The organism is uncultured Flavonifractor sp. (genome assembly GCF_944387675.1).
Classification (GTDB): domain Bacteria; phylum Bacillota; class Clostridia; order Oscillospirales; family Oscillospiraceae; genus Flavonifractor.
The window spans coordinates 1-5,658 of record NZ_CALXFV010000125.1 but is presented as its reverse complement, the minus strand read 5'-3'; the positions used below and the strand labels follow the sequence as shown (position 1 = coordinate 5,658).

Genomic DNA, 5,658 nt, shown 5'->3' with positions numbered 1-5,658 from the left:
GGACAGGCGGACCAGCGCCCCGTCAATCTGGCTGGACGGGTCGGGGGCCTGGTGGAGGAGCCGGCCGTACAGTTCCAGCGCCGGGGCCAGCAGGGCAAAGCACAGCACCGTCGCCCCAAACTGGGCGTGAAATTCCTCCGGCGTGGGGGGCCGCAGCTCGAGGAACACAAAGGTCATGGCAAAACCCAGATAGCCCTTGGGGGCGAACTGGCTGCTCCGCCAGAAGACCAGAAATACCGGTACCGCCAAATTGAGCAGCACGCACAGCACCACATTCCAGGTGGCCGCATAGGCCAGGCAGCAGAGCAGCAGGGGTACCAGAAACAGCCGCAGGTAATCCCGGGGCGTGTTGAACCGTTTGCGGCGGATCTGAAACAGAGTGGTGGAGCAGGAGACCACCATTACGCTGCGCTGGCCGAAGAGAAGCGAGACCAGTGCGAACTGGACGATATAAAAGAAAATGGTGGGCAGAGCTTCCCTCAACCGGCTGCGGAAAAGGGAAGGAAAGCCCCGGAGCGCAGACAGTGCGGCCATCCGGATTCCTCCCGATGCGGCATGAAAACAGAGAGTTTACCGCGTGATTACTTCCATTATAGCGCAACAGCGCGGTAAAGTACAGGCGCCACCAAAAATTTTCCTTCATTGAAAAACCGGCGCAGACATTATATAATGGGCCTGTCGAAAAAGGTCTTGAGTCCCTTTTTGACAAAAAGCTGCACCACTGATTCTGCCGCCTGCGGGCGACAGAACACTGCGAGGCTTCCTCCCGCGGGAAGTTGTTTGACAGACTGAAGGGCCATTGCAATGAAATTGGAGAGGGAGGGAGCGCCTGTGGAACCCCTTGAATGCCTGCCGGTGCCGCTGATCCAGTGGTACCGGGAAAACGCCCGGGTTCTGCCCTGGCGCAGCGACCCCACCCCATACCATGTGTGGATCAGTGAAATCATGCTCCAGCAGACCAGGGTAGCGGCGGTGCTGAATTATTACCGCCGCTTTCTGGAGGAGCTGCCCACGGTGGCGGCGCTGGCCGGAGCAGAGGAGGACAGGCTGCTCAAGCTGTGGCAGGGACTGGGATACTACAACCGGGCCAGAAACCTGCAGCGGGCGGCCCGGCAGATCATGGAAACGTACGGCGGAGAATTTCCCCGCACTTACCCGGAGATCCGGGGCCTCTGCGGCATTGGGGACTACACCGCCGGGGCCATCGCCTCCATCGCCTTCGGCATTCCCGTTCCGGCGGTGGACGGCAACGTGCTGCGGGTGGTGAGCCGCCTTACCGGAGATGAGAGGGACATCACCAAGCCCCAGACCAGGGCCGCTGTGGGGGAGGCCCTGAGGCAGGTGATGCCGGCCCGGGCGCCGGGGGAGTTTAACCAGGCCCTGATGGAGCTGGGGGCCACCGTCTGTTTACCTAACGGCGCGCCGCTGTGTAGCCAGTGTCCCGCCCAGGCGTTCTGTACCGCCTGCCGGACGGGGCGTACCGGGGAACTGCCGGTGAAGGCCGCCAAAAAGGAGCGGCGGGTGGAAGCGCGCACCGTGTTCCTTATTTTTTATCAAAACAAGGTGGCCCTGCGCCGGCGGGAAAAAAGGGGCCTGCTGGCCGGGCTGTGGGAATATCCCAACGAACTCTCTCCCGCACCCTGCCCGGTGGAGGCGGCGGCCCTGGAGGACGGTCCGGCGGGTAGGCATATCTTTACCCATATCGAGTGGCGGATGCGCTCGGTGCTGGTGGAGGCCGGGGAAGAGACGCTGCCGGAGGGCTGGGTGTGGGCCGGCCGGCGGGAGCTGGAACAGGAGTACGCCGTCCCAAACGCGTTTCAAGACTTTCAAGGCGCGGTGAAGCGGCGGTTAGGAGGAGAAGAGACATGGCAAAGCTCTATTTTCGATATGGCGTGATGGGTTCCAGCAAGACGGCAAACGCCCTGATGGTGCGCTATAACTATGAGGAGCGGGGGCAGGACGCCCTGCTGGTAAAGCCCGCCATCGACCAGCGGGACGGGGCGCGGTTTGTGGCCTCCCGGGCGGGGCTGAGCCACCCTTGTATTTATTTTTCCGACCTGATGGAGATGACCCCCCGGCAGCTCAAGCCCTACGCCTGCATCATTGTGGACGAGGCCCAGTTTCTCAGGCGGGAGGAGGTGCGATACCTCACCGATCTGGTGGACGACTGGAACATCCCGGTGATCTGCTATGGCCTGCGGGCCGATTTCAAGGGGGATCTGTTCCCCGGTTCAGCGGAGCTGCTGGCCACCGCCGACGTGATTGAGGAGGTCAAGACCATCTGCTGGTGCGGCAAGAAGGCCCTGTGCAACGCCCGCTTCGACGAGAGCGGACACGTGCTCAAGGAGGGGGAGCAGGTGGTGCTTGGGGCCAACGACAAATACATCGGCCTGTGCCGCAAGCACTGGAAAGAGGGCAACCTGGGACCCAAGTAAGGAGCGGTGAAGGATGAGATGCAATCTCTGCCCCAGGCAGTGCGGGGCGCTGCGCACCGGCACGGAGGGACATGGCCTGTGCCGGATGCCGGAGACGACGGTGGTGGCCCGGGCCGCCCTCCACCAATGGGAGGAGCCGCCCATCTCAGGGACGGGCGGCTCCGGTACGGTATTTTTCTCCGGCTGTGTTCTGGGGTGCGTGTTCTGCCAGAATGAGCAGATCAGCCACCGGAATTTCGGCAGGCCCATCCCGGTCTCCCGGCTGCGGGAGATCTTTTTTGCCCTCATCCGCCAGGGCGCCCACAACATCAATCTGGTCAACCCCACCCACTATGCCCACGCTATCTGCCAGGCCCTGGCCCAGCCCCTTCCCGTTCCGGTGGTGTGGAACACAGGGGGATACGAGCGGGTGGAGACCCTGAGAGCGCTGGAGGGCAGGGTGCAGATCTATCTGCCCGATTATAAGTACCACACGCCGGCGTACGCCGGGCGGTATTCCGGGGCGGAGGACTATCCCCAGACGGCCCGGGCCGCCATTTTGGAGATGGTCCGGCAGACCGGCCCCTGTGAGTATGATGCGGCGGGGCTGCTGAAGCGGGGGGTCATCATTCGCCATCTGCTCCTCCCCGGCAGGCTGGCCGAGGCCAAGCGGGTGATGGACTGGGTGCGGGAGCAGTTTGAGCCGGGGGAGGTGCTCTTCTCCCTGATGAGCCAGTACATCCCCTGGGGGCGAGCTGTGGAATTTCCCGAACTCAACCGGCGGGTGCGCCCCTCGGAGGCCAGAGCGGCGGAGCGGTATATGGCCGATTTGGGTCTGGAGGGCTTTGCCCAGGGCGCGGAGGCCGCCCGGGCCGATTACATTCCCACCTTCGACCTGACAGGGGTGTAGCCTCAGCCCAGCAGGGCGGCCATGTCCGCTGGAAGGGGGACCTCCCAGCTCAGCGCCGCCCCGGTGACAGGGTGGAGAAGGGAGAGCCGGGCAGAGTGGAGGGCGGGGCGGGCAATCAGGCTCCTCTCCTCCGTGCCGTAGAGAAAATCCCCGGTGAGCGGACAGCCCAGGTGGGCCATATGGACCCGGATCTGGTGGGTGCGGCCGCTGTCCAGCTCCAGCTCCACCAGGCTGCGGCCGTTGATGGAGCGGAGCACCCGGTACCGGGTGCGCGCCCACTGGCCGGAGGGGTCCACACGCCGGGCAATGAGAGAGTCCGGAACCCGGCCGATGGGGGCATCCACCGTGCCAGCGGCGGGGCGGGGTATTCCGTTGCATACCGCCAGGTAGATCCGGCGGAAGGCGGCGGTGTGCAGCTGCCTTTTCAGCCGCTCCTGGGCGTGGGGATGCTTGGCCACCACCATCAGCCCCGAGGTTCCCTTGTCCAGCCGGTGAACCAGGTGAATATCCGCCGATACGCCGGTCCGGGCGTAGTGCCAGGCGATGTGATTGCACAGAGTATCGGCATAGTGGCCGTGTCCGGGGTGGACGGTCAGGCCGGGCGCCTTGTTGACCACCAGCAGATCCCCATCCTCATAGACCACGTCCAGGGACCCGGGAGTGGGCAGCATCTCCCCGGTGGGGTGGGGGTCGGACACCAGCACGGAGAGTACCTGGCCCGCCGACACCCGCTGGCCGGTGATGGCCCGCGCTCCGTCCAGCAGAATGCCGTCCTCCACCCACTTCACCCGGCGGATGACCGTACCGGAGAGGTGAAGCTCCCGCCGCAGCAGAGTGTCAATTTTCTCCCCCGCCTGCGCCGCCGTGACCTCCAGGGTCAGCCGGCGGGGTGCCTGTGCCTCCATAGTCATACCCTCCCCGTATTTTTTTCCAGTATACCACGGCCTCTGCCGCTTTTCAAACAGCCGCTGGTGTAGTATAATATTCTTTATACCACGCGGGCCGCTCCGGCGGCCCGCCGCAGCGGAATCGAGGTGCTCCCATGGCGGAAAAACTGGGTCTTTATGTCCACATCCCCTTCTGCCGCAGCAAGTGCGATTACTGCGACTTCTACTCACTGGCCGGACAGGAGAGCAGGATGGACGACTACCAAAAGGCGCTGATCGCCCATATGAAGGAGACCGGGCCGCTGGCCAGGGGCTGTCAGGTGGATACGGTATATTTCGGCGGCGGGACCCCCAGCTATTTTGGGGAAAAGCGGCTGCGGGAGCTGCTGCGCACCATTGCCAAGCGGTTCGACCTGGCCAAGGATGCCGAAATTACCGTGGAGTGCAATCCGGACAGCGTGGATTTCAGGATGCTCCAATGCCTGCGGCGGGCGGGCGTCAACCGGATCTCTCTGGGTGTGCAGTCGGCCAACCCCTGTGAGCTGAGCTGCCTCCACCGGCCGCACGACTTTGTTCAGGTCAAGGCGGCGGTGGGCGCCGTCCGGGCCGCCAAGTTTCGGAATCTGAGCCTGGATCTGATCTATGGCCTGCCGGGGCAGGACATGGCCGGCTGGCAGGATACAGTGCGGCAGGTGCTGGAGCTGGAGCCGGAGCATCTGAGCTGCTACGGTTTGAAGGTAGAGCCGGGTACCCCCCTGGACGACCGGGTGATCCGGGGCGAAAAGCTGCCGGACGACGACCAGCAGGCCGACATGTACCTGTGGATGGTGGAGCGGCTGGGGGAGGCCGGGTACAGACAGTACGAGATCTCCAATTTCGCCAAGGCCGGCTTCCAGTCCCGGCACAATCTGAAATACTGGATGGGGCGGCCCTATATCGGCTTCGGGCCGGGCGCCCACTCCGACTTCGGCGGCCGGCGGTATTCCTTTGTTCGGGACCTGGAGAAGTATATCTCCGGTGTGCTGGGGGGCGGCGCGGTGATTGACGAGTCCGAGCTTATTCCCCAGCGGGAGCGGGGCAGCGAGTACCTGATGCTCCGCCTGCGTACCACCAGGGGCATTGAAGAGTGGGAATACCGGCGGGAATTCTTCATGAACTTCGACCCCATTGAGCAGAAACTGGAGGAGTACGAGCGCCGGGGCTGGGCCGAGCGGCACGACCGGCGTTGGAGTCTGACCGCCAAGGGCTTTCTGGTGTCCAACCAGCTCATTGGGGAGCTGCTGAGCATCCAGGAAGAGGCCACCCTGGAAAAGACCCTGCCCCGGCTCAAGCAGGGCAAGCCGGAGACAGAGCAGGAGAGCTGACCGGCCTGCGCCGTCGAAACAGATTTTTCCAATTTGCGGCGCGGTGTTTTCAGCCGCGCACATGTCGCGGATGAAAGCGAATT

At 63.8% G+C, this 5,658-nt stretch carries 5 protein-coding genes and 1 pseudogene; 4 read left to right on the top strand and 2 right to left on the bottom strand.

The window, feature by feature from the left end; all coding sequences use genetic code 11:
• Positions 1-534 (bottom strand): annotated as a pseudogene (locus Q0J74_RS10185) (FUSC family protein); the annotation flags it as partial.
• 297 nt (positions 535-831) lie between these two features.
• Here Q0J74_RS10185 and mutY point away from each other — a divergent pair.
• From mutY to Q0J74_RS10170, 3 genes are read left to right on the top strand one after another with little or no spacing between them, the layout of a single operon-like run.
• Positions 832-1,896, top strand: coding sequence for an A/G-specific adenine glycosylase (mutY, locus tag Q0J74_RS10180; protein ID WP_297214258.1), 1,065 nt, complete (start codon positions 832-834; stop codon positions 1,894-1,896).
• Positions 1,866-2,435, top strand: coding sequence for a thymidine kinase (locus Q0J74_RS10175; protein WP_297214255.1), 570 nt, complete (start codon positions 1,866-1,868; stop codon positions 2,433-2,435). Before mutY ends, Q0J74_RS10175 begins: the two co-directional genes overlap by 31 nt.
• A gap of 13 nt (positions 2,436-2,448) precedes the next feature.
• Entirely contained in the window at positions 2,449-3,324 is an 876-nt protein-coding gene (locus tag Q0J74_RS10170) for a 4Fe-4S cluster-binding domain-containing protein (RefSeq protein WP_297214252.1), read from the top strand.
• A gap of 2 nt (positions 3,325-3,326) precedes the next feature.
• Here Q0J74_RS10170 and Q0J74_RS10165 read toward each other — a convergent pair whose 3' ends face one another.
• Positions 3,327-4,229, bottom strand: a complete 903-nt coding sequence (locus Q0J74_RS10165; RefSeq protein ID WP_297214249.1) for an RluA family pseudouridine synthase — start codon at positions 4,227-4,229, stop codon at positions 3,327-3,329.
• Between the two features lie 137 nt (positions 4,230-4,366).
• On the opposite strand from Q0J74_RS10165, the gene hemW reads away from it, so the two are divergent.
• Entirely contained in the window at positions 4,367-5,575 is a 1,209-nt protein-coding gene (hemW, locus tag Q0J74_RS10160; RefSeq protein ID WP_297214246.1) for a radical SAM family heme chaperone HemW, read from the top strand.
• The last annotated feature ends 83 nt before the right edge of the window (positions 5,576-5,658 follow it).